Genomic DNA, 2,402 nt, shown 5'->3' on the forward strand with positions numbered 1-2,402 from the left:
TGTCGGGTAAGGACACGGCGTTGCCGCCGCATCCTCCCCTAAGAACCGTACGTGCCAGTTTCCCGGCATACGGCTCAAGCCTCTTTGAAGCTCCACATGGAAGCCGGTTTCGCTACGGAAAATCCCTTCAAACGAGCAACATGATGACATTCCGGATGTAGCATGACCAAGTTCGCCGGAGTGTTCGAACCACCGTCGATTCTGCGGACGATGTGGCGCAATTGCCAGCCACTCGCCTTGGTAATCGGTAAGCGGCAGATCGGACATCTGCGTTCCTGATCAAGCCACAGGCGAACCAATTGACCGTAGCCCCTGATCGAGTCGAGCATGACAGCACCCAATCGAGCTTCGAAATACGCTTCCCATTCGGGATCGAAGGGGTTTGCGGTTGTCTTGATCGGCCGGTGCCGCCGGATTGGCATGTCCGGGACTTCGTACAGCTTGTGCAGTTTCCGCTCGGGGCTCGAGGGTTTGCCGGTTTCTACGCCGAATACCCAGTGCCGGAAGCCTACTGTTCGGAAATACTTCTTCCGAACCCAACCAGCCCCTTTGCCAGGGTGTCGCCGGCAAGCCCAGCGCCAGAGCGCATCCCACACCTCATGATTGACCTTCCGGAAGATTTGCTTCGACACGACGTGCCGATAGTAGCGTGCCCATCCCATCAGCATCGGGTTGAGCAGCCATATCAACTTGTCTTGGCCGATCATCAGATTGTTCTTCACGGTTTCCCGGACCTTCCGCAGGAACGTCTTCACGCTCTTTGGTGACGGCTTGATCAACAGCTTGCCGTTGTATTTGCGGATATTCATTCCGAGAAAGTCGAACCCATCATCGATATGCGTGATCCGGGTCTTCTCCGTGGAGAGCACCAACCCGCGCTCGGCCAGAAAAGACTCGATAATCGGACGAACTTCGTCGGCAAGCACTTCTTGCGTTGCTCCCGTCACGATGAAATCGTCTGCATACCGTATGATATTGAATTTGTGCGGATTGAGACCTCCCCGCCAGAATTTCTTCCGGAGAAGCGGTTGCAGTCCGTCCAAAGCCATGTTCGCCAACGTGGGCGAGATGATGCCACCCTGAGGTGTTCCCGCTTCCGTACTATGAAGCTGCCCTCCATGCATGTAGCCTGCCTTCAGCCATCGTCGCAAGATCGCCTTGTCCATCGGGATGTTGGCGATCAGCCAATCATGCGAAATCTCGTCAAAGCAGCTACGGATATCGGCCTCCAGAATCCACTGGGCCCGGTCGGCACGATGGAGCGTAGTGAAACACTGCTCAATCGCGTCGGCCGTGGATCGTGCCTGCCGGAATCCGAACGAATTCGGATCGGCCGTGGTTTCCGCGACGGGTTCAAGCGCCAGCAGATACAGTGCCTGCATAGCCCTATCCTTCATCGTCGGAATGCCCAGAGGTCGCTGCTTCCCGTTGGCTTTCGGGATGTATATCCGTCTCAGTGGGAGCGGTTTGTAGCCGCGCCGTTTGAGGGACAACACTGCTCGCATCTTGCTGCTCGGGGTGAGCCATGTCTTTCCGTCCACCCCAGGGGTTCGCTTTCCGCGATTTCCCGTCACTCGCTTGACGGCCCATGCTTTGCCGCTGAACGAGTGAGTCAGCAGCCACTGCAAGGCTTTCACCTTGCCATGTCTGCCTTCCCGCGTTGCCTTCACGATACGCGCTTGCAGCCTCCTGACCTCACGTATACATCTGGCCCAATCGATCTCGTGCCATTGCGTCGTGTGGTCGGAGGACGCACCCGCGTATTGTTGCTGCGCAGTCATCTGCTTTTCCTCCTTCGAAGTGTTCAAGTTCTCTCGTGACAAAAGACCATGCGGAAGTTTGCCCGCTTTCGCGTGGAGTAATGTTGCCTTGCGGCTCAACCCCTATCCGTCCCATTACAGAACAGCCTTCGCTTTCTCCGCACTCCCATACCCGCACCACCAACAGCTTCTCTTGCGATCAGCCTGCCCAACATCAGGCAGCGATACGGGCTTACCGTGTTCCGCATAGTTTGCAAGGACGGGTTAGGTTCTGCCTATTCACCGGTAGCTTTGATGTCCGTGCCTCAGCAGTGACAAAAGGCCGAGGACCGATCTACATTCCCATTTTGGGTCGGGCCTTTCAGTGTCTTTGGCCCGTTTCGGATTGACGGTGTTTATCAGCAGTTCACATGTGTTAACCATATCGTCCAGCCTAGCGCCCTGTCCGCGTTGACACTCGCAGACGTGCTTCCTCCTCGCGGATTCCGCACGGATTACTCCGAGCTACATTGTCCCGAAGGCTTCACACGGGTCCGTTACCAGTCCCGCATGCTCCGGTAGGCTACAGGCGACGGAACGCCTGGTTTCCTCCTTGCCGTTTCCGGCAGTGAAACAACAAACTATGCGACCTCACGTCGCACC

General features: G+C 56.6%; 1 protein-coding gene. It reads right to left on the minus strand.

All coding sequences use genetic code 11. From position 1 onward, the window contains the following. Positions 1-74: 74 nt before the first annotated feature. On the minus strand, positions 75-1,808 hold the full coding sequence (gene ltrA / locus ABIC51_RS40720) for a group II intron reverse transcriptase/maturase (protein WP_354007106.1): 1,734 nt from the start codon (positions 1,806-1,808) through the stop codon (positions 75-77). Positions 1,809-2,402 lie beyond the last annotated feature (594 nt).

It is taken from the genome of Burkholderia sp. 572 (genome assembly GCF_040545135.1).
Classification (GTDB): domain Bacteria; phylum Pseudomonadota; class Gammaproteobacteria; order Burkholderiales; family Burkholderiaceae; genus Burkholderia; species Burkholderia cepacia.